The following is a 22143-nucleotide window of genomic DNA, read 5'->3' as shown; positions in this document are numbered from 1 at the left end:
CCAAAGAGCATTTTCCTGGCTGGTGAAATCTTGCCCGACGCGTCGGCGACCGCCACTCTGACGCCTGGAGCACAATCCGCCGGAGGTCATATGCCGAAGCTATCGGACCGCACGCGACTGGTCGCCGGCGCCACGCGACGCGGTCTGGGTCGCCGTCCCGTCAATCCGCCGATTGAACGCGCCTCCACCATGCTGAGCGACGACCCGGCGGCGATGCAGGATCCCAGAGACGGTCCCGTCTATGGGCTGGACGGGACTAGCGCGGCGCGTGAACTGCGGGCGGCCCTGGCCGACCTGGAGGGGGCGAGCGAGGTCTTTCTGGTTCCGCGTCCGGCCTGGCGGCCGTCACCGTGCCTCTCACAGCCCTTCTTCGCCCCGGCGACGAAGTGCTGACGACCGAAGCCGTCTATGGCCCCACACGGCGGTTTCTGACGCGCCATATGGCCGACAGAGGCGTCGCCGCGCGCTTTCACCCGGCCGGGGCGTCTGTCGAGGAAGTGATGGATCAGGCAAATGAGCGCACGCGGGTGTTGCTGATCGAAGCGCCCGGCTCTCTCACCTTCGACATGATGGACGTGCCAGCCGTAGCGGCGGCCTGCAGGGCGCGTGGCGTGCTGACGGTGATGGACAACACCTGGGCGGCCGGTCTGGCCTTCCGCCCGCTGGCCCACGGCGTGGATGTCAGCGTTCAGGCCCTGACGAAGTATGCGGGAGGCCATTCCGACCTGCTGATGGGCGGCGTGGCGGCGCAGGCGCCTGAGATCATCCGGGCCATCAACAACATCATCGAGGACATGGGCTGGCACGTCTCGCCAGACGACGCCTGGCTGGCGCTGCGCGGGCTGCGCACCCTGCCGCTGCGCTATGAGGCCCAGGCGCGCGCCGCCCTGCGCGTCGCGCAATGGCTTCAGGACCAGCCCGAGGTGGCCCGCGTCCTGTACCCGCCCCTGCCCGGCTCAGTCGGGCACACGCTTTGGCGCAGGGATTTCGACGGCGCGGCTTCCCTGATGGGCGTGGTCATGAAGGGCGGCGAAAAGGCGGCGGCCCACGCCTTCATGCGCGCCCTCAGCCTGTTCGGCATGGGCTATTCCTGGGGCGGCTTCGAGAGCCTTATCACCCACGAAACCCCACAGCTGGCGTATCGGCAGCACGCGCCCGACCTGCCCGGCCAGTTGTTGCGCCTGCATATAGGGTTGGAGGATCCCGCCGATCTGATCGCCGATCTGACGCGTGGATTGGCGGCGTGGCGCGCCCAGCAGGACTCGAACCTGCAACCGTCCGCTTAGAAGGCGGGTGCTCTATCCGGTTGAGCTATGGGCGCCAGGGGCCGCGGCAGACCTTAGTGGGTCCAGGACTGCTTGCGATCGGTCGCGAAGTTGTCGGCGTAGGCCTTGATGATGACCGGCGCCTCGTTCGGCTCATGCAGGCGGAAGGCGATGCCGTGGCGTTCGGCGTATTCGATCGCCTCTTCCTTGGTGTCGAAGCTCAGGCGGACCTGGCCGTTCATGTCGGTCGAGCTGGTCCAGCCCATCAGAGGATCGATGGTGCGGGCCGAGGCGGGCTCGAACTCCAGACGCCAGTCGCACGTCTTGGCCTTGCCGGACTGCATCGCGGTCTTGGCCGGGCGATAGATGCGAGCGAGCATGGACGGAATCCTTCGGACGGAGAACTTGCCGGGTGCATACCCCGCCGTCGCCGCCCGGTCCAGACGCCGAAGCCGTCTCAGTCCGCTTGAAATCAGGCCGCCAGAGACGATGAACCGGCGTCGATCCAGCGACGCGCGGCGCGCTGGGCCTCAGCGATCTCGTCGTGCTCCATCTCCTGACTGAGATCGCGGCGATACCCCTTCGCCTCGAGCGAGCCCTTCATGGCCGCCAGATTGAAGATCATATGGGCCGACACCCGATCGATCGGACATCCGTCCAGGCCGGACGAATAGGCCAGGCCCAACCGGAACAGCGCATCGCCGTCCATATCCGGCGTGGGCAGGGGCAAGGGCGCGTAGTCGGTCTGTTCGCGCGCCGTATCATGGGCGTTCATCGCTAGGTTCCTCCTGAGAAGCACGTTCTGCGCCGCTCTCGGACACGCATTCAAATACCCGCGGTTTGAAATTAGCGTTAACGCGCCCGCCCTTGCAGACGCGAGGCTAACAGGCCGGTTCAGACGCCGTTCATTCGCCGCCGCCGAAGTTAGGCCCAGACAGGGTTTCGCCGCTTTGCATGGAGTTTAACATGAACCGCCTGACCAAGGCCGCCGTCATCGCCCTGGCGCTGGCGACCACGGCCGCTCCCATGATGGCGCAGGCCCAGGATCGTCATGATCGCCGTGAGTGGCGGCAGGACCGTCGTGACGACCGTCGCGACTGGCGTCAGGATCGCCGCGACGACCGCCGGGACTGGCGCCAGGATCGCCGCTCGGATCATCGCGACTGGCGTCAGGATCAGCGCCGCCAGGACCGCTGGAGCCGCGACAACCGCAACTGGTGGCGCGGACGCCCCGAATTCCGCGATTATCGCGGCGCGCGCAACGGCTATTGGTATGCACCGGGCCACGGCTATTATCGGGTCGAGCCGCGTTATTACGGTTATCGCTGGCGCACGGGCGGATACCTGCCGCCAGCGTATCGCAGCTACTATGTCAGCGACCCCTATTTCTATGGCCTGCGTCCGGCGCCGCGCGGTTACCGCTACGTCCACGCCGGCAATGACATCCTGATGATCGCGGTCGCCACCGGCCTGATCGCCAGCGTGATGAACAACGTCTATTAAACCTGCGCTCGTGCAGTCGACTGGCCCCGCAAGCGTCTGTCTTGCGGGGCTTTTTCATGACAACGCTCTGCGATCTTCGTTCAGCCGCAGTTCATGCCCCGGCGTCTATTTTCCGATCAAGCCGCCCAATCTGGGCGTGCGAGGATTCTGACCATGAAACGTTCTCTTCTCATGTTCGCGGCGGTTTCCGCCTTCCTCGTGCCCGCCGCAGCACCTCTGTCGGCCCTGGCCCAGGAACGGCCTCAACGCGCCCAGACCCGCGAGGACGGCCCACGCCGCTCTGAACGACGCGCTGCGCCGCAACCTGATCGCGGCGACATGGCCATAAGGCCGCGAGAGCGCCAGGAAGCGCCGCGCCAGAACGCCCAGCCTCGTCCCGATCAGCCGCGTCCCAACCAATCTCGGCCTGAAGCGCGGCCGGACGCCCAGCGTCCGCAGCGGCCTGGCGGCGAGCGCCCCGATCATCAACGACCCAACCGCCCGGATCGTCCAGAAGGACAGCGTCCCGATCGCCCAGACCGGCCGAACCGTCCCGACTGGAATCAACCGAACCAGCCTGGGCGCCCCGATCGGCCAGACCGCCCCAATCGTCCCGGCGCAAATCGTCCGGACCGTCCGGATTGGAACCGCCCGAATCGTCCGGACTCCAACCGGCCGAACCGTCCTGACTGGAACCGGCCTGGCCGCCCCGACGCCAACCGTCCACACCGGCCGGATCGTCCCGGCTGGAACCGGGACAGGGACTATCGCGAGTTCCACAATCGCTGGAACCGGGACCAGTGGCGCCGTGACTGGGACCGTCGTCATCGCAGCGACTGGTGGCGAAACGACTCTCGCTTCCGAGGCTGGAGCGGCGTGCGCGTCGGCTTCTATTTCGCACCGGGCTACGGCTACTACAGCGTGCCGCGCACCTATTGGAACCGCCAGTATTACGTCGGCCAATACCTGCCGGATATCTTCTGGCGCTATCAGGTGAATGACTGGCGCACCTATGGCCTGGGCTATCCGCCTCCGGGGACGCGGTGGGTCTATGTCGACAATGCGATCTATCTGATCGACGAATACGACGGCTACATCATCGAAGTCGTCCGCGACGCCTGGAGCTGGTAAGCGACAGGCTCCTGGCAAGAGACCCCGGAGAGCGATCTCCGGGGTCTCTCTTTTTTACACGCTGACATGCGCGGCCCGCGTAGGCAGACTGCTCCCATGATGATCAGGCCCCTGCCCATTCTCGCCCTCTGCCTGACCACAGCTCTGATGCTTCAGGGCTGCGTCGCGGGCGCCGTCGTCGGCGCAGGGGCCGCTGTGGTCGGCGGCGCGGCCAAGGTGACGGGAGCCGCCGTGGGCGCGGGCTTCGACGCCGTCACCACATCGGATGAGGAAACCAGGGCCAAGCGCGAACGCGAACAGCGCGCATGGGAGCGTGAACAACGCCGCTGCGAACAGAGGCAGAAGCGCGGCAAGGACTGTTGAGGGCCTACCGCACCCCGATATATTTGTGCGTCTGAACGCTGAGCCGCCATTTCGGATGAGTCAGGCAGTATTCAATGGCGGCCGCCGTATTGGCGGCCTGATCGGGCCCGTCCATAGGCTGAAGCCAGAAATGCTCGAAATCGAGGTGCTCGAACCGGTCGGGCATGGCCAGCGGCTGAGGAAAGACCAGTTTCAGTTCCTGACCCGTGGTCTGAACCACGGATGCGTCGGCCTTGGGGCTGATGCAGATCCAGTCGATCCCCTCCGGCGCCGCCAGCGTGCCGTTGCTTTCGATGGCGATCTGGAACCCCCGCGCGTGCAGGGCGTCGATCAGTGGCGCGTCCAACTGCATCAAAGGCTCGCCGCCGGTGCAGACCGCCAGCTTGGGGTCGCCCTCGCGACCGCGCCACATCCTCGCGACATGATCGGCCATCAGGTCAGCGGTCTTGAACTTGCCGCCGCCATCGCCGTCCACGCCGACGAAATCGGTGTCGCAGAAGGTGCAGACGGCGGCAGCGCGATCCCGCTCCTGCCCGCTCCACAGATTGCATCCGGCGAAGCGCAGGAAGACCGCCGGGCGGCCCGCCTGCCCACCCTCGCCCTGCACCGTCAGGAAGACTTCCTTGGCCGAATAGGTCATGCAGCCGCCCATTCGGCATAGCCCGCCGCGCGCAGTTCGCAGGCCGGGCAGGCTCCGCAGCCATACCCCCAGGCGTGACGCTGCGTCCGGTCGCCCAGATAGCAGGTATGGCTGAACTCGATGATCGCCTCGACCAGAACGCGGCCGCCGATCCGCTCGGCCAGTTCCCACGTCTGCGCCTTGGTCAGGAACATCAGCGGCGTCTCAACCGGCACCGACTTGTCCAGCCCCAGTGACAGGGCGCGGGCCGTGGCCTGAATGGTGTCGTTGCGACAATCCGGATAGCCTGAATAGTCCGTCTCGCACATGCCGCCGATCAATACTTCCAGCCCGCGTCGGTCGGCCAGCGCCGCCGCCGCGACCAGAAAGATCAGATTGCGTCCCGGAACGAAGGTGTTGGGCAGGCCGCGCGCGTCGGCCTCAATGGCGCGCTCGGTGGTCATGGCCGTCTCGCCGATGGCGCCGAAGCCCGTCAGATCGACCACATGATCATCGCCCAGTCTGTCCGCCCATTGCGGCAGAGCCTTGATCACCTCGCGTCGCACCGCCTGGCGCGCCTGCATCTCAACCGCATGGCGCTGGCCATAGTCGAAACCGACGGTCTCCACCCGATCAAACCGCTCCAGCGCCCAGGCCAGACAGGTGGCGCTGTCCTGCCCTCCGGAAAAGAGAACCAGGGCGGAGGTTGTGGGGTGGGGGTCGATTTCGCTCATGACAAACCTGCGGTCGGCCGGTCGGCCGCGCGCATCCAGAAGACGTTCCAGGATCAGGAAGATGGGTGGTCAAGAACCATAGACCAGACCCGCCCGCGCCGCAAAACAAACCAGCCGCCGTAATTTTGCGGACCCGGCTTAACGGTTCAGCAAACAATCATAAGCGAATGTAAAATCGCCTTAGTAGGAGTCCGGCCGAATGCCGACCATCGAAGTGCTGACCGACAGGGCGGAGCCCGTCCCCCCTTCTGCCAAGACAGGAGAGGTCTTTGCGCGTTTCGAGCGGGAGCCGGATACCCTGGCGATTGCTGTCGTGGACGGCGACCGCCCGGTCGGCCTGATCGAGCGCAGCGACTTCCTGATGAAGCTGGCCGGTCCGCTGGGCGTCAGCCTGTACGGCGGGCGCGAGGTCTCTCACCTGATGGACCCGGAACCGGCGGTGGTCGAGGCGGGCGTTCGCATCGACGCCTTCGCCGACATCATCCTGAAAAGCGGTCCCGGCGCGCTGATGCGCGGCTTTATCGTAACCCGCAACGGCGCCTATCGCGGCGTCGGTACGGCCGTGGCCCTGCTGCGCGCCGTCAACGAGCAGCAGAGGCATGAAAACCAGCGTCTGGCAGAACAGGCCCGCGCCGCCGTTGACGCCGATCACGCCATGCAGACCGCCGCCCGTGAGAAGAGCCGCTTCATGGGCCTGCTCAATCGCGAGCTGAGCACCTCCATGAACGGCGTGCTCGCCGTCGCGGAACTCCTGTATCGACAGCCGCTGAATGAAGCGGCCAAGGCGCACGCTCGCACCATCATGGAATCGGCCGAAGACCTCTTGGGCGACCTGCACGACGCGCTGGACCTGGCTCGTGCCGAGGCGGGAGAGCTGCAGTTGTCTCCGGCGCCTACGCCGCTACGCACCCTGATGGACCAGCTTCAGACCCATTGGTCTCCGCGCGCCGCCCAGGATGGCGTGACCCTGATGGTCGGGTATGAGGGCGACACCGAACTGGCGGCCATGCTGGACGCCGAGCGCCTGAAGCAGGTGTTCAACAACCTGATCGGCGCCGCCCTGGGCAATGCGCGTCACGGCATGGTCGAAGCCAGCCTGAAGGCTCAGGCTCGAGGCGATCAGGTGGTGATCGAGGCCCGCGTCCGCGACGACGGCGCGGCCGACCCGGCCCGGTTCGACGACGCGGCCGAACAGGACGGCGACCTGGGACTGATGGTCAGCCGCCGTCTGGTTCAATACATGGCTGGCAAGCTGCGCGCGGAGCACAACGCCGGTCGGGGCGCGACCTTCGCCTTTGAAATCGAAGCTCCCATCGCCTTGATGGAGCAGGAAACGCCATCCAACATCGCGGACCTGGAGCATCTGCACCTGCAGGCCCAGCCGCACATCCTCATCGCCGACGACAATGCGACCAACCGCGTCGTGGCCCAGGCCCTGTGCGAGATGTTCGGCTGCACCTCGGAAACTGTCGAGGACGGCCAGGAAGCTGTCGAAGCCGTGCAGACACGGCCGTTCGATCTGATCCTGATGGACATCAAGATGCCCCGCCTGGACGGCGTCGGCGCCACGCGCGCAATCCGCGCCCTGGCAGGACCCGCCAGCCAGATTCCCATCATCGCCCTCACCGCCAACGCCGATCCGGACGACGCCAAGGGCTATCTGGCGGCAGGAATGGCGGCCGTGGTCGAAAAACCCATCAAGCCTGAACGACTGCGCCTGGCGATGAACACGGCCCTTGATCCCGCTGAGCAGAACGTCGCCCGCAAGGATCGCGGCGCCGCCTGATGCCGGTTTAGCCGGCGTCCTCCAGCACGTTCTGCTCGCCTTCGCCTTCTTCGTCATAGCCGACAAGACGCAAGGCGCGCGCACGCATCTCCTTCAGTTCGCACCAACGCAGCAGGCCCTCCTCCCTGCCGTGCGTGATCCAGACTTCTTCCGGCGCGATCTCTTCGAACGTCCGCGTCAGTTCTGGCCAGTCGGCATGGTCGGAAATCACCAGCGGCAGTTCGACGCCGCGCTGCCGGGCGCGGGCGCGAACGCCCATCCAGCCCGATGCAAACGCCGCGATCGGCTCGGCGAACCTGCGCGCCCAGCGATCCTGAATGGCCGACGGCGGCGCAATGACCACCTCGCCGCCCAAGGCTCCGGCCTTCAGCCCCATTGCAGGCGCCAGCGGGCCTAGCGGGACGCCTGAAGCCTGATAGAGGTCATTCAGCCGCTCCAGCGCGCCGTGGACATAGATGGGCCGTTCCCAACCCGCTTCACGCAACAGTCGTATGATGCGCTGCGCCTTGCCCAGCGCATAGGCGCCGACCAGGTGCGCCCGCTCGGGAAACTGCGCCAGAGAGGACACAAGCCGCTGAATCTCTTCTGTGTCCGGCGGATGAACGAAGACCGGCAGGCCAAACGTCGCCTCTGAAATGAAGACATGGCAAGGCGTCGCCTCAAACGGAGCGCAGGTCGGATCGCGGCGGCGTTTATAGTCGCCTGATACCGTCATGATCAGGCCGCTCTGACTGACGACCGCCTGCGCCGAACCCAGAACATGTCCGGCCGGGATCAGTCGCACCTCGACGCCTCCGATGGTTGTCGTTTCGCCATAGCCCGCCGCCTGCGTCCGCCCGGCGAAATCCACGCCGTACCGCACCGCCATGATCGCCAGGGTCTCAGGCGTCGCCAGCACCGCCCCATGTCCGGCGCGCGCATGGTCCGAATGCCCATGCGTGATCACCGCCCGGTCCACCGGACGCACCGGATCGACATAGAAATCTCCGGGCGGGCAATAGAGACCTGCCGGCGTAGGCCGCAAAAGATCCTGAGGACGCATCATCGGTTCACAGTGTGGCTGGACAAGACAACCTCGGGCGGGCGACCAAAGGCGACGCTCACAAAGGACGCCTTGATGACGGAATCGTTCCTTACCACCCTGCTGCCGCAACTGGCCTCAGGCGCCGCCCATACCCACGCCCTGGGCTTTGCCTATGAAGGGCTGGAGGGTGATCGGGTGCGGATGCGCGTGCCCTATCGCGACGATCTCGTCGGCGACCCCGAGACGGGCGTGCTGGCGGGCGGGCTGGTCACCACCCTGTTGGATCATGCGGGCGGCCTGGCGGTCTGGGCGGCCCTGGATGCGTTCCGGCCCATCGCGACGCTGGACCTCAGGGTCGATTACATGCGCGCCGCCCAGCCAGGACGCGACCTGCTGGCCGAGGCTCGCTGTTACCGCCTGACGCGCAATCTGGCTTTCGTGCGGGCCTGGGCGTTCGAGGATGATCCTGCCGACCCCGTCGCGGCCGCCCAGTCCGCCTATATGGTCAGCGCCGAAGGCGACAGCCGCACCGGCGCCAACCTGAAACCCCGTAGAGCCAAGGACGCCGCATGACCGCCGCCCTGCTGGACACCCTGCCCTACGCCCGCTTTCTCGGCCTCCAGACACAGGTGAACGGTGATGAAATCACCGTCACCATGCCGTTTGACGACAGGCTGATCGGCAACCCGCTACTGCCCGCCCTGCATGGCGGTTCGACGGCCGCCCTGCTGGAGATGACGGCTATGGCTCAGGTCGCCCTCACCTATCCCGGCCTGCGCCTGCCGCGCCCGATCAATGTAACAGTGGCCTATCTCCGGTCCGGCAAGCCCGTGGACGTGTACGCCCGCGCCCGCATCAACCGCGCGGGACGCCGGGTGGCCTATGTCATCGCCGAAGCCTGGCAGGAAAACCATGCCCAGCCGATCGCCAGTCTAACCGCTCACTTCCTGCTGGATGAAGCCACCTCAGGCTGAAGCCGAATCTCGGCAGCGCCTCTCCTGCAACGTAAAAAATGGTAAACAAAACACTACCGAAGGTCGTTAACGCGTGTTAACTATTGCCCATCGTTCATTAGATGAGGGGTAAGCTATGCAACGCAACGAAGTCATCGCCGCCGTCGCCGGCGATCTGCACTCTGCTGAAAAGGCGATCGACGACGCGATCGTGCAAGCGACCGCCCTCGTGCAGTCGATGATCGGCGCCCGTTCCGCGCTCAACGTGTCCGCTGTTGCGGGAACGGTTTCGCAAGCCAAGGCGATGGAAGCCATCGCCGCCCTCAGCGCCGCGCGCGAAGCCATCGTCGCCAGCCACAACGAAATGGCCAAAGACCATCGCCGCATGGGCTACGGCGTCTACGCCGCCGGCCCCGTGGCCAAGCCCGACGAGTGGGACGACCGCCCGATGGGCCACCTGCGGGTTGCGTGAATTTAATCTAACCAAGCCATAGTGTTGGATGCGTTTTCCGCGCTTCGGTGACATGATACCCCCTTCGCTCACGGCGGAGGGGGTTTTTCATGTTCAGCTTCATGTCCGAGTACATCGGCATGACGATCATGCTCGCCATAGGGCTGTTCGCGCTCGCCAAGGGTGGGAAACCCGAACGGATCGGCGCTGCGACGATGCTTCTGGCGTGGTTTTTATCGATCCTGACCCAGAACTACATCGGCTATGCTGGCGTCCAGTGGCCGATGTTCGTGATTGACCTGGTTGTTCTGGGCGTTTTCGTCGCACTGGTGTGGAAGTCGCCTCGTTCCTGGCCCGTCTGGGCCAGTGCGCTTCAATTATTGACCGTCGCCAGCCATGTCATGGTTTTCATGAAGATGAAGCCGACGGTTTCCGCCTTCTACACCGTGCTGAACATGACGGCCTACGGCATCATGATCGCAATCGCCGTCGGCGCCTTTTTGGCCTGGCAGGAGCGTCGAGCCGTCGGCCAGGATACCGAATAGGCTAATATTCCTATACTCAGCCTGGCATGATAGGGTTGCACATGCCCCTGTCACACACGCAGATATGGAACGCGATTGATGCGCTGGCGCGCCGTGAGGGCCTGTCGGCCTCCGGACTGGCGCGCCGTGCAGGACTGGACCCCACCAGCTTCAATCCGTCAAAGCGGTTTGGCCCCGGCGCGCCTACGCGGCCGAGATGGCCCTCCACCGAAAGCCTGATGCGCGTATTGCAATCGACGGGCCTCAGCCTGGGCGAGTTCGCGGATCTGGCAGACGACGCCGGGCCGCGCACCCTGCCCATCCCCCTGCTCGGCCTGGCGCGCGCAGGCGACCAAGGCTTCTTCGACGACGCGGGCCTGCCCTTAGCTGAAGGCTGGGAGCAGACGGATCTGCCGACGCGGAAGGACAGCCTGTTCAGTCTGCGGATCGAGGGCGACTCGATGGCGCCCCTGTATCGCCCCGGCGACCGGGTGATTGTCGATCTGGACGCCACGGACATTCGGCGGGGCGATCGCGTGGCCTTGCGCACCCGAAGCGGCGAAACACTGGCGAAAGAGGCCGCCGCGCTCGGCGTGCGAGACATCGTCCTGGCCTCCATCAACCCCGAGTATCCGCCGCGCACCATTGCGCGCGATCAGCTCCTCTGGATGGCGCGTATCCTTTGGGTCAGCCAGTAAAGCACAAAGGCCGCCCCTTTCGGGACGGCCTTCGCTCTGATCGATGCGGGGGAGAAAATCGATCAGTTCGGCGCGACGTAGTGGGCGTTCACCCAACCGCCGCCGGCGATCTGGACCCACTCGCCCTGCGAGCCGATGGCGGTGAAGGGCTGACCGGCCGACAGGCTGCCGGTCTGGCGATAGTTGGCGCCCGGGCCCGTGCGAATGCGCAGGTTGGAGGTCGCGCGGTAGGAATTGGCGCCCGCCTGATTGGCCGACCGCGCACGTTGCTGGTTACAGCCGATATAGGAGCCCGCCGCAGCGCCGGCGCCAGCGCCGACCACCGCGCCAAGCGCGCGCTCATTCTTGGAAACCTGGCTGCCGGCCAGGCCGCCCAGAACGGCGCCGATCGCGGCGCCCGCCTGCTGGCGACCACCGGGGGCGTCGCAGTTGGTGACGCCGTTGGCCTGCGGCATGGCGGCGGCGCTCATCGGCACGGCGGCGGAACCCAGGGCGGCGAACATGGCGGTGGCGGCCAGACCCGCCTTGAACATCTTCGACATCTGTCTCTCCTGTCATCGAGTTGTCGATGAAGAGAGAATGCACCGGCGAAGCTGAAGGCTCCCCCTGCCTCGCCGTTATGTTGTGTTCATGTTTAGGGGGCCTACCGCCCTTCGCGCTGCTTGAGGCCATGATCAGTGGGCCTACCGCCCTTCGGGCTACTTGAGGCCCGTTGGCGCCCCCCGCCGTCATCCCGGAAACGGCGAAGCCGTTATCCGGGACCGCAGGAAACGCTGCCCGTCGTGCTCCGGGCGGTCCCGGCTCTACGCCTTGCGGCTTCGGCCGGGATAACGGTCAGGGTCAGGCGGCCAGTTCGCCGTTTGCACCAGATTCAAGCAGGGCGATCGTCTGCGGCAGGCCATAGATGGCCGCGAACGACCCGAAGCGCGGCCCCTGCGACGCACCCAGCAACACCTCATACAGCGCCTGGAACCAGGCCCGCAGCGGCTCGAACTCATGCGCCTTGCCCACGGCGTAGACCTCGCCCTGAATGACCTCGCCGTCAGTGGTATCAGCGGGCAGAGCCTTGAGACGCTCCGCCAGATCGAGCAGCGCCGCCGTCTCCTTGTCGTCGGGCAGACGATAGGTCTTCGAGGGCTTCACGAAGTCCTCGTAATAGTTCAGCGCATAGCCCATCAGCCGATCCAGCACGGGCTCGTTATCCGGCGTGGCGTCAGGCAGATATTTGGCGAAATAGGCCCACAGTTGGTCCTTGGTCGAGGCGTTGGCCACGCCGACCAGATTCAGCAGCAGGGCGAACGACACCGGCGAGGCGCTCTCAGGCGGCTGGCCCGAGTGGATGTGCCACACGGCGTTGTCCATCCGCTTGGCCGGTTCCTGCGTCTTGTACTGCTCGATGAAGGACAGATAGTCGTCCGTCGCGCGCGGAATGACGTTGAAGTGCAGGCTCTTGGCCGACTTCGGCGACTGGAACATGTACCAGCTCAGGCTCTCGGGCGTGCCGTAGCGCAGCCAGTCCTCCATGGTCAGGCCGTTGCCCTTGGACTTGGAGATCTTCTTCCCTTCGATGTCGAGGAAGAGCTCGTAGTTGAAGCCCTCAGGCGGAACGCCGCCGATGGCGCGGCACAGCTTGGACGACTCGCGCACGCTCTCGATCAGGTCCTTGCCCGACATCTCATAGTCGACATCCAGCGCCGTCCAGCGCATGGCCCAGTCGGGCTTCCACTGCAGCTTCACATGACCGCCGGTTACGGGAACCTCGGTGCGGCCGCCATCCTCGCCCTTGGCGGGATCGACGAAGACGATCGTGCCCTTCTCGACGTTGCGTTCCAGCGTCGGCACCTGCAGCACATGGCCGGTGATCGGGCTGATGGGCAGGAAGGGCGAATAGGTGGCCCGGCGCTCTTCGCCCAGGGTCGGCAACATGATGCCCATGACCTTGTCGAAACGCTCCAGCATGGTCAGCAGGGCCGTATCGAACCGACCCGACCGATAGGTCTCGGTCGAGGACATGAACTCATAATCGAAGCCGAAGCTGTCGAGGAAGGCGCGCAGGCGGGCGTTATTGTGCGCGCCGAAGCTGTCGTGCGTGCCGAACGGATCGCGCACCTTGGTCAGCGGCAGATGCAGGTCTTCGCGCAGCATCTCCGGGTTGGGGATGCCCTCCGGTACCTTGCGCAGGCCGTCCATGTCGTCGCTGAAGGCGATCAGGCGCGTGGCCCAGTGATCGCCAGTCAGGGCGCGAAACGCGTTGCGCACCATGGTCGTGCGCGCCACCTCGCCGAAGGTGCCCATGTGCGGCAGACCCGACGGGCCATAACCCGTCTCCAGGATCACCGGCTTGTTCAGCGCCTCGAAAGTCGCCAGAGCCTCGTCCGTCTTGCCCGCGTCGATCAGCAGTTTCGCGGCGTCGCGCTCCGCGTCAGACAGCCGTTTTTTGAGCACGTGGGCCAGCAGGTTGCGCGCTTGCTCAAACGGCCACGAACGGGCCTCACGGGACAGGGTTTCGAGGTTCTGTAGCATGCACCGGGCTTTGACGCCTTGAGCGAGCAAGGTCAACGACCTCATTGGAAACTCTGATAGCCTTGAGCTATTCAGCGGAGCGAAGATTTAGAGCCCCAATGCAGAGTCACCCCATGCGCTTCACGTTTCCGAGCCTTGCGGCCTTCCTTGTGGCTATGGCTGGCGCCTCAATCGCCACGGCGTCAAACAGGCAACTACCCCAAGGCCCTTTCACCTTGTTCGCGGGTAACAGCACAGCTGCAAATTTCATCGTAGAGAATTCTCGCACGCGCTCTGACGATATCGTTCTAGTCACAAATTACCGAGTTTACGCAAACGCCATCCCCAGCCCAAATGGGACAATCGATCAAGACACGACAGAACTAAAGATCGATTGCTCGGCATGGACCTATCAACAGATATCAATCAATGCGTTTGGTCCGCATGGCGACTGGATTGTTTCGTTCCCCATAGAAACAGCCAAGCCTATAGAACCTGAACAAACTTGGGATTTCCTCGCGCGCGTGGTCTGTAATGACCTTCGATTTCCAGCGAGCGCCACAGTGAATGGAGCAAGCGCCGCTCGGTCACTGGGGTTGTCTCGCCTGAAATAACCAAGTGCGGGCATCTCCAGCCATTGATAGCTGCCGCATCACGGCATCAGCCACCACACCTTGCCAAACCAAATTCAGAGTCGCGCTTCGGCGTTCCTCGGCAGTTGCATCTGGTTCTCGAAGCTCATGGCCAGATCGCCGTCCTGATTGATCACCGTCGTCTTGGTGCGCACGACGCCGCGATCGGGCTGGCTCTTCGACGGGCGGATATCGATGATCTCGCGGCGCACCGTCAGGGTGTCGCCGGGGCGCACCGGCCGCACCCACCACAGGGCGTCGACATTCATGCCCAGCAGGGGCGTCTTGCCGAAATAGGCTTCGTTCACGAACTGGCGCATGACGCGCGAGCAGACGTGCCAGCCGCTGGCGATCAGGCCGCCGAACCGTCCCGCCTCGGCCGCCGCCTTGTCGACATGCATGGGCTGGGGGTCGAACTCGGTCGCGAATGCGATGATCTCATCCTCCGTGATCGTGAAGGGTTCGCTGTCCCAGCTTTCGCCGACGGTCAGGTCGTCCAGATAGCGGTCGGTCATGCACTCAACTCCCATTGGCTGCGCCTGACATAGCGGCTGGGCCGAATTTCGCCAGTCGACTTTCGGCTGCGCCTCGCTTGACCGCAAAGGCGGGGCGTGAGCATTCCCCGCCCCATGCGGACATCCGATTTCGACTTCGACCTGCCCGAGGCGTGCATCGCCCTGCGCCCCGCCGACCCGCGCGACTCAGCTCGCCTGCTGATCGTAAAGGGCGGCGAGCTTCAGGACCGGATGATCCGTGACCTGCCCGATTTCCTGCAACCTGGCGACGCCCTGGTCTTCAACGACACCCGCGTGATCCCGGCCCGTCTGTCGGGCGTGCGCCATCGCACCGGACCGGAAGGCGAGCTCCTGTCCGTGCCGGTCGAGGCCACCCTGCACCACCGCGACGCACCCGATGTGTGGAGCGCCTTCATGAAGCCCGGCAAACGGCTGAAGGTCGGCGACCGGGTGCGCTTCGGGCGCGAGGAGGACAACGCCTGCTTCCTGGGCCAGGTCGACGCCGAGATCACCGCCAAGGGCGAGGACGGTCTCGTCACCCTGCGCTTCGATCTGGCCGGTCCTGTGCTGGACGACGCCATCCGCGAGGTCGGGGTCATGCCTTTGCCCCCCTATATCGCGGCCAAGCGAGCCGAGGACGAACAGGATCTGAAGGACTATCAGACCGTCTTCGCCGAGCATGACGGCTCGGTCGCGGCGCCGACGGCGGGCCTGCACTTCACCCCCGCCCTGCTGGACGCCATCCGGGCGCGCGGCGTGACGACCCATGCCGTGACCCTGCACGTCGGGGCGGGCACCTTCCTGCCGGTCAAGGCGGATGACACCGCCGATCACAGGATGCACTCCGAGTGGGGCGAGGTCTCAGCCGAGACCGCCGCCGCCCTGAACGCCGTGCGCGCGGCGGGCGGGCGCATCGTCTGCGTCGGCACCACCTCGCTTCGCCTGCTGGAGAGCGCTGCCAGCGAGAACGGCGTGGTCCAGCCCTTCCACGGCGACACGGCCATCTTCATCACGCCGGGCTATCGCTTCCGCGCCTGCGACGTGCTGATGACCAACTTCCACCTGCCGAAATCGACGCTGTTCATGCTGGTCAGCGCCTTCGCCGGACTGGAGACGATGAAGGCCGCATACGCCCACGCCATCGACAATGGTTACCGCTTCTATTCTTATGGCGACGGGAGCCTGCTGTTCCGCGATTAAACAGGCAAGATGGCCGACATGCTATGACGTTCAATATCGATCTAGAGAAAGTGCTCTCAAAGGCGTGGCAAAAAACCCTCGCTTGGCTGTCGCTCATTCCCTTAAGCTATGCATTCGGCCTTCGAATTTTACCGGGTTGGATCAACGGGGCAGCCTCTCTCTTCATCGGACTTGTCTGTATTTACGTCGTCGTAGCGTTTGCCCATGAACGACTAAAAGCTCGCGGCAAGAATGGATGGTGGCTGCTGTTATTCTTTGGGCCGCATGCGGCCATATGCTTCGCTTTGGAAAGATGGCTTCCATATTTTTCCAGCCGCCACCAGATTTTGGTTTTTATTTTTTCCGGTCTTCTTTCCGCACCCCTCTTCATCTGGGGCTTGTTTGAGTTGACAGCGAAACGACCTCAATCTCCCACTCAAGCCTCCACCAAGGACGCATGACTGACGATCTGCCCGACGACTTCTCCGCCTCTCTGGACATCCTCGTCTCAGCGGCGCGCGAACTTCAGGACCCGTGGTGGGTATTCGGCGGGGCCGCCATGATGCTTTGGGGCCTGCGCGACTGGCGCGCGCCCGACATCGACATCATGTGCAGCCCGCGTGACGCGCGTCGCCTGATCGAAAGCCTGCACGGTCAGGTGGTCGATGATCCCGGCGAGGGTCTGTTCCGTTCCCAGGTGTTCGGCCAGATTCTGACAACGCCTGTTCCGCTGGACGTCATGGCGGCGATGGATGTGCGGGCAGGCGGCGAATGGACCCCCGTCTCCTTTTCGACGCGCATCCCGGTCGCGGTCGAGGACTTCACCGTCTTCACCCCTTCGATCACAGAACAGATCGAAACCTGCCGCCTGTTCGGGCGGCCCAAGGATCTGCAGCGGGCGCAAATGCTGGAACGTCTGCGCTGACCCTTCACCCCTCGTATGAAGCAGGCGAGGTGACAAGCCGACTGTTCCGTGTTTGAGCAGTCCCGAATTCACATCGCCCGCCCTGCGGACATGAGCGGAGTCTCTGTTGCCTTTCCCGTTTGAAATTTCCGCCACCGAAGGTCGGGCCCGCACCGGCGTGCTGAAGACCACGCGCGGCGACATCCGCACCCCCGCCTTCATGCCCGTCGGCACCGCCGCCACGGTCAAAGCCATGACCCTGGATCAGGTCAAACAGACTGGCGCGGACATCATTCTGGGCAACACCTATCACCTGATGCTGCGGCCGGGGCCGGAGCGGATGGAGCGTCTGGGCGGCCTGCATAACTTCATGCGCTGGGACAAGCCGATCCTGACGGACTCCGGCGGCTTCCAGGTCATGAGTCTGTCGGGCATCTCCAAGCTGACCGAGGAGGCCGTCACCTTCTCCAGCCACATCGACGGCTCCAAACACGTCCTGACGCCCGAACGCTCGATTCAGATTCAGGCCGACCGTCTGGGCGCCGACATCGTCATGCAGTTGGACGAATGCGTCGCCTGGCCCGCCGAGGAACAGCGCGCCCGAGAGGGCATGGAGTTGTCGGCGCGCTGGGCCCAGCGCTCCAAGACCGCCTTCGGGACGCGGGATGCGCAAGCCCTGTTCGGCATCCAGCAGGGCTCGACGTTTGAAAACCTGCGCCGCGAGTCCTCGGAACGCCTGCAGGAGATCGGCTTCGACGGCTACGCCATCGGCGGTCTGGCCGTCGGCGAAGGCCATGACGCCATGTGCGAGGTGCTGGATTATGCGCCCGAGTTTCTACCCAAGGACCGGCCGCGCTATTTGATGGGCGTCGGCAAGCCGATCGATCTGGTCGAGGCGGTCTATCGCGGCGTGGACATGTTCGACTGCGTCCTGCCCACGCGCGCCGGGCGTCACGGCCAGGCCTGGACCTGGGACGGCCCGCTGAACCTCAAGAACGCCCGCTTCGCCGAGGATCAGGACCCGCTGGATGCAGAGGTCCCCTGCCCCGCGTCGCAGGACTATTCAAAGGCTTACCTGCATCACCTGATCCGCGCCGACGAGATCCTCGGCAAGATTCTGCTGAGCTGGCACAACATCGCCTTCTTCCAGGCGCTGACGGCCGCCATGCGCGCGGCCATCGCCGAGGGCAGGTTCGAACAGTTCCGCCGCGACTTTCGCGCGCGGCACCTGAAAGCCTAGCCTCGACGCGGAACGAAGCCGGCCGGGGCCGCCGGAGGCGCACAGTTTCGCTGCATTCCCACGCCCTTCAGGAAGGAGCGGCGACGCAGGCCGGCCTGAATCGCCGACTGGACGTGCTTGCTGTGCGCATCGGCGCCGGTCAGGCGCCGCACCCAACTGCGGGCGGGGATGAAGTCGGTCACCGTCCCGCGAACAGCATCAAGCGTCGCCCCCGCCGCCGCATCGGCGGCCCGCTCGCTCATGTAGGAACCGTCCTGCGACGGCGGCGCGTCCGTGTCAGGCCCCAAGGCCTCGTCCAGACGGGCGATCTCGGCCCCGATCGTGCGGCAGTTATTCAGGTTGCGCAGGTCATAGGGATTGGCTTCCGCCTGCAGCAGAATGGTCGGGATTTCATCGCGTCGCAGGTTCAGGTCTTCCAGCGGCGCGGTGACGGCGTCGCCCAGTCCGGCTCCGACCTGCTCGGCTCCTCCGCGCGCGGAGGCCCCCGCGTTACAGCCGGAAAGGACAAGGGAAACCGCGACAGCAGGTAAAATCAAAGAGCGCATAGCCGGTGTTAAATCACGACATGCAACCGCAAGCCAAGTCGATGGAATGAAGCCACCCTTCATCCGGGTCACATGGCGGAAAACCTGTGCGGCGAATCCATCGTAGGGTAGTAGTGATGTTCAGTCGCGCCGAGAGCGGGCGCGCCTGAGTTCACAGGGATCACAACACGATGAAGCCGCCAAGCCGTCCGTCAGCGGGCTCGAAGATGGAAAGCCTTGCGACGGTAGGACTGGCGCTGGTTCTCGCGTTCTTTCTCGGGACCGGGGTTCTGGCCTGGCGTAACGTCGAGGTGTTGCGAACCAATAATCAACAGATCATCCATACGCATGAGGTGATCGTCGCGGTCGAAGACATCCTGTCCGCCGCGCAGGATGCCGAAACGGGCCAGCGCGGCTATCTGTTGACCGGCGACATCCGATATCTTCAGCCCTATGAGGCCGCGACGGGTGATCTGAACCGGCGACTGGGCGACCTGGCGCATCTGACGCGCGACAACCCGAGCCAGCAGGCCCATCTGACTGAGTTGCGTCGCCTTCTCGACGCCAAGATGACCGAACTGGACGCAACGCTCCAGACCCGCCGGGTCGAGGGGATGCAGGCTGCTCTGGCGCGGATGGGAACGGACGAAGGCAAGCGCGTCATGGACGCTGTTCGCGCCCGTATCGGCTTGATGCGCGCCGAAGAGCAGCGCGTGCGCGAACAGCGCATCGCCGCCATGAACGCCGCCTATCGAACGGCGCTGGGCAGCGGCCTCCTGTCGGGTCTGCTGGGCGCCGTTCTGACGATCGTGATCTTCAACCTGATCCGACACAGCGCGCGCGATCGTGCGCGCCAGGAATGGCTGAACAAGGGACAGGTGGGCCTGGCGGAAGCTATGATGGGCGATCAGTCCCTTGAACAGTTGGGCGACAGCATCCTTGCCTATCTCGGCCGCTACGCCGGGGTGCAGGCGGCCGCTCTGTTCAAGGGCGAAGGCGGCCAATATCGCCGCATCGCCGCGCTGGGCGTTCCGTCCGACGCGGCCATTCCAGATCGTTTCGGCCTGCGTGAAGGCCTGCTGGGTCAGGTCGCGGCTGATGGCCAGGCTCTGCGCGTATCCGACGTGCCGGACGGCTATCTGACCATAGGATCGGCCCTGGGCCGCGATAAGCCCAGGCATCTGATCATCTCTCCGGCCCAGGCGGACGGCGCCGTCAACGCGGTGCTGGAACTGGGCTTCCTGCACGCTCCGGACGAGCAGTTGACGACCCTGCTCGAAGAGGTAGGCCCCGCCATCGGCGCCGCCCTGCGCTCGGCCCGCTATCGCGCCCAATTGCAAAATATGCTGGAGGAAACCCAGCGTCAGGCCGAAGAGCTTCAGGTCCAGAGCGAGGAACTGCGCGTCTCCAACGAAGAGTTGGAGGAACAGGGTCGGGCGCTCAAGGAATCCCAGTTCCGCCTCGAACAGCAGCAGGCCGAGTTGGAACAGACCAACAGCCAGCTGGAAGAACAGGCGCAGATGCTGGAGACACAGCGCGATGACCTGGAACGCGGCGCCGCCGCCCTGACGCTGAAGGCCCGCGAACTGGAACAGGCCAGCCAGTACAAGTCCGACTTCCTGGCCAATATGTCCCACGAACTGCGGACGCCGCTGAACTCTCTGCTGATCCTGTCCAAGCTGCTGGCGGACAATCCCGAGGGGAGCTTGTCAGAGGAACAGGTCAACTACGCCCGAACCATCCAGTCATCGGGGAACGACCTTCTGACCCTGATCAACGATATCCTGGATCTGTCCAAGATCGAGGCCGGCCACATCCAGGCGCGCCCGGAAGCCGTCTCGATGCAGCGGCTGGCCGGAGACATTCGCCAGACCTTCCAGCCCATCGCCGACGATCGCGGCCTGCCGTTCGAGATCGAGGTGGATACGGACCTCGATCTGATGGAGACAGACCGTCAACGGCTTGAGCAGATTCTCAAGAACCTGCTGTCCAACGCCTTCAAATTCACCGAAAGCGGCCTGGTCAAACTGGGCATATCCGCCCTGCCCGACGACGAGATCGCGTTCGCCGTCTCCGACACCGGCATCGGCATTTCCCCCGACCAGCAGAAGGGCGTCTTCGAGGCCTTCCAGCAGGCGGACGGCACCATCAGCCGCAAATACGGGGGAACAGGCCTGGGACTGTCGATCTCACGCGAACTGGCGCGGCTTCTGGGCGGTCGGATCGAACTGAAAAGCCATGTCGGCGAAGGCAGCGTCTTCACCCTTGTCCTGCCACGCGCCTATGACGCCGCACGGGTGGCCTCGCGTGAGACTGCGGTCGCGGCCTCGCCCGTCGCCCCAGCTCCAGCGGCGGCGAACCCGAGGTCGGCTGAGCCTCGCCCCGTGTCCGCGAACGTTGAGGACGATCGGGACAACCTCGGTGGAAACAGGCGGCTGCTGCTCGTGGTCGAGGACGACGGCCGGTTCGCCGCCATCGTGCGCGACCTGTCGCGCGAACTCGGCTTCCAGTGCATTGTGGCCGGCACCGCTGAGGAAGCCCTGAAACTGGCCAAACGCCATCGCCCCAGCGCCGTCGTGCTGGACATCGGCCTGCCCGACCAGTCCGGCCTTACCGTTCTGGACGAACTGAAGCGCGACGACGACACCCGCCACATCCCCATTCACGTCGTCTCGGGCGAGGACCACAGCCAGACCGCCCTTTCGCTGGGCGCGATCGGCTATCTGATCAAGCCGGTGAAGCGGGAGGACCTCGCCGAGGTCCTGCGCAACCTGGAGGAAAAGCTGACCCGCACCGTCCGGCGCGTCCTTATCGTCGAAGACGACCTGGTTCAGCGCGATGCGGTCAGCCGCCTGCTGAGCTCCGGCGACGTCGAAACGGTGGGCGTCGGCACCGCCGCAGAGTGTCTGGAGCAACTCAAGAGCCAGACTTTCGACTGCATGGTGCTGGACCTGACGCTGCCGGACGCCTCGGGCTTCTCCCTTCTGGAGACCCTCAGCCGCGACACCGGCCACAGCTTCCCGCCGGTCATCGTCTATACGGGCCGGGACCTGTCGCCCGATCATGAGCAACAACTGCGCCGCTACTCCAGCTCCATCATCATCAAGGGCGCCAAATCGCCGGAACGGCTTCTGGACGAAGTTTCCCTGTTCCTGCACCAGGTCGTGGCGGAACTGCCGCCAGAGCAGCAGAAGATGATCCGCAAGGCCCGCAACCGCGACGCCGTGCTGGAAGGCCGCCGCATTCTGATTGTCGAGGACGACGTGCGGAACGTCTATTCGCTGACCAATGTGCTCGAACCGCGCGGCGCCCTGGTCGAGATCGCCCGCAACGGCAAGGAGGCGCTGGAGGCGTTGGATCGGTCTTCTACCGATCCGTCCCAGGCGGTCGATCTGGTGCTGATGGATGTGATGATGCCGGTCATGGACGGTCTGACGGCGACCCGCGAGCTGAGAAAAGACCCGCGCTGGAAGACCTTGCCGGTGCTGATGCTGACGGCCAAGGCCATGCCGGACGATCAGGAACGCTGTATGGCGGCCGGGGCCAATGACTATATGGCCAAGCCGCTGGACGTAGACAAGCTGCTGTCCCTGGTGCGCGTCTGGATGCCCCGCTGA

At 64.8% G+C, this 22143-nt stretch carries 23 protein-coding genes, 1 tRNA gene and 1 pseudogene; 15 read left to right on the top strand and 10 right to left on the bottom strand.

All coding sequences use genetic code 11. From position 1 onward, the window contains the following. The first annotated feature begins 90 nt into the window (after positions 1–90). Positions 91–1286, top strand: a pseudogene (metC, locus tag RSD66_RS08240) (cystathionine beta-lyase). Here metC and RSD66_RS08235 read toward each other — a convergent pair. The 3 genes from RSD66_RS08235 to RSD66_RS08225 all read right to left on the bottom strand — a co-directional run bounded on the left by RSD66_RS08235 (position 1245) and on the right by RSD66_RS08225 (position 2040). Further along, positions 1245–1321, bottom strand: a tRNA-Arg gene (locus RSD66_RS08235). The pseudogene metC and the gene RSD66_RS08235 sit on opposite strands and share 42 nt — an antisense overlap. 18 nt (positions 1322–1339) lie before the next feature. Next, positions 1340–1645: an ETC complex I subunit gene (locus RSD66_RS08230; protein ID WP_415287255.1), complete on the bottom strand. Its 306-nt coding sequence runs from the start codon at positions 1643–1645 to the stop codon at positions 1340–1342. A gap of 92 nt (positions 1646–1737) precedes the next feature. Beyond that, positions 1738–2040, bottom strand: a complete 303-nt coding sequence (locus tag RSD66_RS08225; protein WP_003168207.1) for a hypothetical protein — start codon at positions 2038–2040, stop codon at positions 1738–1740. A 191-nt stretch (positions 2041–2231) separates the two neighbouring features. Here RSD66_RS08225 and RSD66_RS08220 point away from each other — a divergent pair, with 191 nt between their 5' ends. From RSD66_RS08220 to RSD66_RS08210, 3 genes are all read left to right on the top strand, one after another. Then, a complete protein-coding gene (locus tag RSD66_RS08220) occupies positions 2232–2768 on the top strand; it encodes an RcnB family protein (protein WP_024352891.1) in 537 nt (178 codons plus the stop codon). Positions 2769–2921: 153 nt separating this feature from the next. Next, positions 2922–3878 carry an RcnB family protein gene (locus RSD66_RS08215; protein WP_415287253.1) on the top strand — a complete coding sequence of 319 codons (957 nt, stop codon included), beginning with the start codon at positions 2922–2924 and terminating at the stop codon, positions 3876–3878. Positions 3879–3974: 96 nt separating this feature from the next. Continuing rightward, entirely contained in the window at positions 3975–4241 is a 267-nt protein-coding gene (locus RSD66_RS08210; protein ID WP_415287251.1) for a hypothetical protein, read from the top strand. A 4-nt stretch (positions 4242–4245) separates the two neighbouring features. Here the strand turns inward: RSD66_RS08210 and queE are convergent, their stop codons facing one another. Together queE and queC are read right to left on the bottom strand one after the other, a co-directional pair. Next, positions 4246–4881 carry a 7-carboxy-7-deazaguanine synthase gene (gene queE / locus RSD66_RS08205; RefSeq protein ID WP_415287249.1) on the bottom strand — a complete coding sequence of 212 codons (636 nt, stop codon included), beginning with the start codon at positions 4879–4881 and terminating at the stop codon, positions 4246–4248. Beyond that, a complete protein-coding gene (gene queC, locus RSD66_RS08200; RefSeq protein ID WP_029673141.1) occupies positions 4878–5594 on the bottom strand; it encodes a 7-cyano-7-deazaguanine synthase QueC in 717 nt (238 codons plus the stop codon). Before queC ends, queE begins: the two co-directional genes overlap by 4 nt. 199 nt (positions 5595–5793) lie before the next feature. Between queC and RSD66_RS08195 the strand changes: the two genes are divergently transcribed. Beyond that, positions 5794–7380, top strand: a complete 1587-nt coding sequence (locus RSD66_RS08195; RefSeq protein WP_024352897.1) for a response regulator — start codon at positions 5794–5796, stop codon at positions 7378–7380. Between the two features lie 7 nt (positions 7381–7387). Here RSD66_RS08195 and RSD66_RS08190 read toward each other — a convergent pair whose 3' ends face one another. Beyond that, entirely contained in the window at positions 7388–8425 is a 1038-nt protein-coding gene (locus tag RSD66_RS08190; RefSeq protein WP_415287248.1) for a ligase-associated DNA damage response exonuclease, read from the bottom strand. Positions 8426–8497: 72 nt separating this feature from the next. On the opposite strand from RSD66_RS08190, the gene RSD66_RS08185 reads away from it, so the two are divergent. The 5 genes from RSD66_RS08185 to RSD66_RS08165 all read left to right on the top strand — a co-directional run bounded on the left by RSD66_RS08185 (position 8498) and on the right by RSD66_RS08165 (position 11030). Further along, complete coding sequence (locus tag RSD66_RS08185) at positions 8498–8977, top strand: PaaI family thioesterase (protein ID WP_415287247.1); 480 nt, start codon at positions 8498–8500, stop codon at positions 8975–8977. Next, positions 8974–9378: a PaaI family thioesterase gene (locus tag RSD66_RS08180; protein WP_024352900.1), complete on the top strand. Its 405-nt coding sequence runs from the start codon at positions 8974–8976 to the stop codon at positions 9376–9378. Before RSD66_RS08185 ends, RSD66_RS08180 begins: the two co-directional genes overlap by 4 nt. Before the next feature lie 115 nt (positions 9379–9493). After that, the gene (locus tag RSD66_RS08175) at positions 9494–9829 is read left to right on the top strand and encodes a hypothetical protein (RefSeq protein WP_003168195.1); all 336 of its coding nucleotides are present in this window, start codon (positions 9494–9496) and stop codon (positions 9827–9829) included. Between the two features lie 89 nt (positions 9830–9918). Next, on the top strand, positions 9919–10353 hold the full coding sequence (locus RSD66_RS08170; RefSeq protein WP_024352901.1) for a hypothetical protein: 435 nt from the start codon (positions 9919–9921) through the stop codon (positions 10351–10353). A gap of 41 nt (positions 10354–10394) precedes the next feature. After that, complete coding sequence (locus RSD66_RS08165; RefSeq protein WP_415287246.1) at positions 10395–11030, top strand: S24 family peptidase; 636 nt, start codon at positions 10395–10397, stop codon at positions 11028–11030. 62 nt (positions 11031–11092) lie between these two features. Here RSD66_RS08165 and RSD66_RS08160 read toward each other — a convergent pair whose 3' ends face one another. The 3 genes from RSD66_RS08160 to RSD66_RS08150 form a co-directional block, all read right to left on the bottom strand. Beyond that, on the bottom strand, positions 11093–11572 hold the full coding sequence (locus RSD66_RS08160) for an SH3 domain-containing protein (protein WP_003168192.1): 480 nt from the start codon (positions 11570–11572) through the stop codon (positions 11093–11095). 298 nt (positions 11573–11870) lie between these two features. After that, the gene (locus RSD66_RS08155; protein WP_415287245.1) at positions 11871–13553 is read right to left on the bottom strand and encodes a lysine--tRNA ligase; all 1683 of its coding nucleotides are present in this window, start codon (positions 13551–13553) and stop codon (positions 11871–11873) included. Between the two features lie 667 nt (positions 13554–14220). Continuing rightward, entirely contained in the window at positions 14221–14679 is a 459-nt protein-coding gene (locus RSD66_RS08150; protein ID WP_415287244.1) for a MaoC family dehydratase, read from the bottom strand. A 114-nt stretch (positions 14680–14793) separates the two neighbouring features. Here RSD66_RS08150 and queA point away from each other — a divergent pair, with 114 nt between their 5' ends. The 4 genes from queA (at position 14794) to tgt (ending at position 18002) form a co-directional block, all read left to right on the top strand. Beyond that, positions 14794–15879, top strand: coding sequence for a tRNA preQ1(34) S-adenosylmethionine ribosyltransferase-isomerase QueA (gene queA / locus RSD66_RS08145; protein WP_415289581.1), 1086 nt, complete (start codon positions 14794–14796; stop codon positions 15877–15879). 23 nt (positions 15880–15902) lie between these two features. After that, on the top strand, positions 15903–16319 hold the full coding sequence (locus tag RSD66_RS08140; protein WP_415287242.1) for a hypothetical protein: 417 nt from the start codon (positions 15903–15905) through the stop codon (positions 16317–16319). After that, positions 16316–16783 carry a hypothetical protein gene (locus RSD66_RS08135; RefSeq protein ID WP_415287241.1) on the top strand — a complete coding sequence of 156 codons (468 nt, stop codon included), beginning with the start codon at positions 16316–16318 and terminating at the stop codon, positions 16781–16783. The genes RSD66_RS08140 and RSD66_RS08135 overlap by 4 nt, the downstream gene beginning before the upstream one ends. A gap of 103 nt (positions 16784–16886) precedes the next feature. Next, entirely contained in the window at positions 16887–18002 is a 1116-nt protein-coding gene (gene tgt, locus RSD66_RS08130; protein ID WP_415289580.1) for a tRNA guanosine(34) transglycosylase Tgt, read from the top strand. Here the strand turns inward: tgt and RSD66_RS08125 are convergent. Further along, positions 17999–18547, bottom strand: coding sequence for a hypothetical protein (locus RSD66_RS08125; protein ID WP_024352909.1), 549 nt, complete (start codon positions 18545–18547; stop codon positions 17999–18001). The two genes, tgt and RSD66_RS08125, sit on opposite strands and share 4 nt — an antisense overlap. Before the next feature lie 206 nt (positions 18548–18753). Between RSD66_RS08125 and RSD66_RS08120 the strand changes: the two genes are divergently transcribed. After that, positions 18754–22143 (top strand): response regulator, encoded by a 3390-nt coding sequence (locus RSD66_RS08120; RefSeq protein ID WP_415289579.1) that lies wholly within the window; start codon positions 18754–18756, stop codon positions 22141–22143.

Origin of the sequence: Brevundimonas sp. S1H14 (genome assembly GCF_047716865.1) — a bacterium.
Taxonomy (GTDB): Bacteria; Pseudomonadota; Alphaproteobacteria; order Caulobacterales; family Caulobacteraceae; genus Brevundimonas; species Brevundimonas naejangsanensis.
Note: the sequence above shows the minus strand (reverse complement) of the source record. Positions and strands in the feature narration are given on the sequence as shown.

Bases quoted from the DNA above. Each gene is read 5' to 3' on its own strand.
- RSD66_RS08165 (WP_415287246.1), top strand. From the start codon at position 10,395: ATGCCCCTGTCACACACGCAGATATGGAACGCGATTGATGCGCTGGCG.
- RSD66_RS08175 (WP_003168195.1), top strand. From the start codon at position 9,494: ATGCAACGCAACGAAGTCATCGCCGCCGTCGCCGGCGATCTGCACTCT.
- RSD66_RS08185 (WP_415287247.1), top strand. From the start codon at position 8,498: ATGACGGAATCGTTCCTTACCACCCTGCTGCCGCAACTGGCCTCAGGC.
- RSD66_RS08225 (WP_003168207.1), bottom strand. From the start codon at position 2,040: ATGAACGCCCATGATACGGCGCGCGAACAGACCGACTACGCGCCCTTG.
- RSD66_RS08160 (WP_003168192.1), bottom strand. From the start codon at position 11,572: ATGTCGAAGATGTTCAAGGCGGGTCTGGCCGCCACCGCCATGTTCGCC.
- RSD66_RS08150 (WP_415287244.1), bottom strand. From the start codon at position 14,679: ATGACCGACCGCTATCTGGACGACCTGACCGTCGGCGAAAGCTGGGAC.
- RSD66_RS08120 (WP_415289579.1), top strand. From the start codon at position 18,754: ATGGAAAGCCTTGCGACGGTAGGACTGGCGCTGGTTCTCGCGTTCTTT.
- RSD66_RS08155 (WP_415287245.1), bottom strand. From the start codon at position 13,553: ATGCTACAGAACCTCGAAACCCTGTCCCGTGAGGCCCGTTCGTGGCCG.
- RSD66_RS08140 (WP_415287242.1), top strand. From the start codon at position 15,903: ATGACGTTCAATATCGATCTAGAGAAAGTGCTCTCAAAGGCGTGGCAA.
- RSD66_RS08135 (WP_415287241.1), top strand. From the start codon at position 16,316: ATGACTGACGATCTGCCCGACGACTTCTCCGCCTCTCTGGACATCCTC.
- RSD66_RS08180 (WP_024352900.1), top strand. From the start codon at position 8,974: ATGACCGCCGCCCTGCTGGACACCCTGCCCTACGCCCGCTTTCTCGGC.
- RSD66_RS08220 (WP_024352891.1), top strand. From the start codon at position 2,232: ATGAACCGCCTGACCAAGGCCGCCGTCATCGCCCTGGCGCTGGCGACC.
- RSD66_RS08210 (WP_415287251.1), top strand. From the start codon at position 3,975: ATGATGATCAGGCCCCTGCCCATTCTCGCCCTCTGCCTGACCACAGCT.
- queE (WP_415287249.1), bottom strand. From the start codon at position 4,881: ATGACCTATTCGGCCAAGGAAGTCTTCCTGACGGTGCAGGGCGAGGGT.
- RSD66_RS08195 (WP_024352897.1), top strand. From the start codon at position 5,794: ATGCCGACCATCGAAGTGCTGACCGACAGGGCGGAGCCCGTCCCCCCT.
- RSD66_RS08170 (WP_024352901.1), top strand. From the start codon at position 9,919: ATGTTCAGCTTCATGTCCGAGTACATCGGCATGACGATCATGCTCGCC.
- RSD66_RS08125 (WP_024352909.1), bottom strand. From the start codon at position 18,547: ATGCGCTCTTTGATTTTACCTGCTGTCGCGGTTTCCCTTGTCCTTTCC.
- RSD66_RS08230 (WP_415287255.1), bottom strand. From the start codon at position 1,645: ATGCTCGCTCGCATCTATCGCCCGGCCAAGACCGCGATGCAGTCCGGC.
- queA (WP_415289581.1), top strand. From the start codon at position 14,794: ATGCGGACATCCGATTTCGACTTCGACCTGCCCGAGGCGTGCATCGCC.
- RSD66_RS08215 (WP_415287253.1), top strand. From the start codon at position 2,922: ATGAAACGTTCTCTTCTCATGTTCGCGGCGGTTTCCGCCTTCCTCGTG.
- RSD66_RS08190 (WP_415287248.1), bottom strand. From the start codon at position 8,425: ATGATGCGTCCTCAGGATCTTTTGCGGCCTACGCCGGCAGGTCTCTAT.
- queC (WP_029673141.1), bottom strand. From the start codon at position 5,594: ATGAGCGAAATCGACCCCCACCCCACAACCTCCGCCCTGGTTCTCTTT.